This is a genomic window from Actibacterium sp. (assembly GCF_041584535.1).
In the GTDB taxonomy this organism is placed as follows: domain Bacteria; phylum Pseudomonadota; class Alphaproteobacteria; order Rhodobacterales; family Rhodobacteraceae; genus Actibacterium_D.
This window is the reverse complement of record NZ_JBFHDW010000425.1, coordinates 1-1,511: the sequence shown is the minus strand read 5'-3', so window position 1 is coordinate 1,511 and position 1,511 is coordinate 1. Positions and strand designations below refer to the sequence as shown.

Below are 1,511 nucleotides of genomic sequence, written 5' to 3'. Positions count from 1 at the left end.
GCAGCCAAGGCGCCGGTTGCCAGCACCAGCGCCGCAGCGCCGTCCGAGATCGACGACGAGTTCGCGGCGGTCACAGTGCCATCCTTGCGGAACGCCGGTTTGAGATGCGGGATTTTTTCCGGCCGCGCCGCGCCGGGCTGTTCATCCTCGGAGACGATATGATCGCCTTTGCGGTCACTGATGGTGACCGGGGTGATCTCAGCATCGAAATCGCCGCGCTTTTGCGCCTCAAGCGCGTTTTCCAGCGAGCCCAGCGCATAGGAATCCTGCGCCCGGCGGGTGAACTGAAACGCCTCGGCGCAGTCTTCAGCGAAGGTGCCCATCAGGCGGCCACGGTCGTAAGCGTCTTCCAGCCCGTCCAGAAACATCGAATCGACCACCTGTCCGTGACCGATCCGGGCGCCGCCGCGCATCTTGGGCAGCAAATAGGGCGCGTTGGTCATGCTTTCCATGCCGCCAGCGACCATGATGCCGACCTGCCCCAGCGCCAGCTGGTCGTAGGCCATCATCGCCGCCCGCATCCCCGAGCCGCACATCTTGTTCAGGGTGGTCGCGGGAACGTCTTCGCCCAGACCGGCCTTGAACCCGGCCTGACGCGCTGGCGCCTGCCCCAGCCCGGCGGGCAACACGCAACCCATGATCAATTCATCAACGGTGCTGACCCCGGCATCGGCAAGCGCGGCCCCAATCGCCGCGCCCCCCAGCGTCGGTGCATCGACATCGGCAAACACGCCCTGAAAACCGCCCATCGGCGTGCGAGCCGCACCACAGATCAAAACGTCGTTCATATCGATACCTCCGCCGGGTTGTTTGCTTATGGATACCGAATGGTAACGATTGCCGTCTAGCGTTCCGTCAGGTTGCGCAAGGAGATGTGAATGGAACTAGCGGCTGAGGACCGGGGTGGCGCGCTGTTGATCTCGGTGATGGAAGACCGGATCGACGCGGTCGTGGCGATTCAGTTCCGCGACCGCATGCGCGAGGAAACCGCGACCGCGCATCGTCGCGTGGTGCTGGATCTGTCGCGCGTGGCCTTTGTGGACAGCAGCGGTCTGGGCGCGATCGTCGGCGCGATGAAACAGCTGGGCAAGGAACGCAGGATGGATCTGGCCGGGCTGACGATCAATGTTGCCAAGGTGTTTCGCCTGACCCGGATGGATACGGTGTTTACGATTTTCGACACTGCCATGGCGGCCATGGACCATGATGCGGATGCCGCCTGAGGGGTCTGTGGTCAGCAACGCCTGCGCTGAACGGGTTTGCGCAGGCGGGCCGGGCTGTATCGAGATGAAGATGCGGTTCGCAGGTACGCCAGAATCGGTGCGCGCGGCGCTGAACGGCGTTCGGGGCTGGCTGTCGCAAGGCGACTATTGCGATGAATCCTGTGGCGATGCTGAACTGGTGCTGGCCGAGCTGCTGAACAACATCGCCGAACATGCCTATGCGCAGGCGCCCGGCGGTCCGGTTGAGCTGTCTCTGGCGCGGTGCCAAACCCATTTGTGCCTGCAACT

At 63.7% G+C, this 1,511-nt stretch carries 3 protein-coding genes; 2 read left to right on the top strand and 1 reads right to left on the bottom strand.

What is annotated here, in order from left to right; genetic code table 11:
• Positions 1 to 788, bottom strand: a 788-nt coding sequence (locus ABYW26_RS14420; RefSeq protein ID WP_372605606.1) for an acetyl-CoA C-acetyltransferase, incomplete at its 3' end; no start/stop codon positions are given.
• 90 nt (positions 789 to 878) lie between these two features.
• Between ABYW26_RS14420 and ABYW26_RS14415 the strand changes: the two genes are divergently transcribed.
• The gene (locus ABYW26_RS14415; protein ID WP_372605604.1) at positions 879 to 1,223 is read left to right on the top strand and encodes an STAS domain-containing protein; all 345 of its coding nucleotides are present in this window, start codon (positions 879 to 881) and stop codon (positions 1,221 to 1,223) included.
• A gap of 70 nt (positions 1,224 to 1,293) precedes the next feature.
• The coding region (locus ABYW26_RS14410) for an ATP-binding protein (protein ID WP_372605603.1) at positions 1,294 to 1,511 on the top strand (218 nt) is incomplete at its 3' end.

Bases quoted from the DNA above. Each gene is read 5' to 3' on its own strand.
- ABYW26_RS14415 (WP_372605604.1), top strand. From the start codon at position 879: ATGGAACTAGCGGCTGAGGACCGGGGTGGCGCGCTGTTGATCTCGGTG.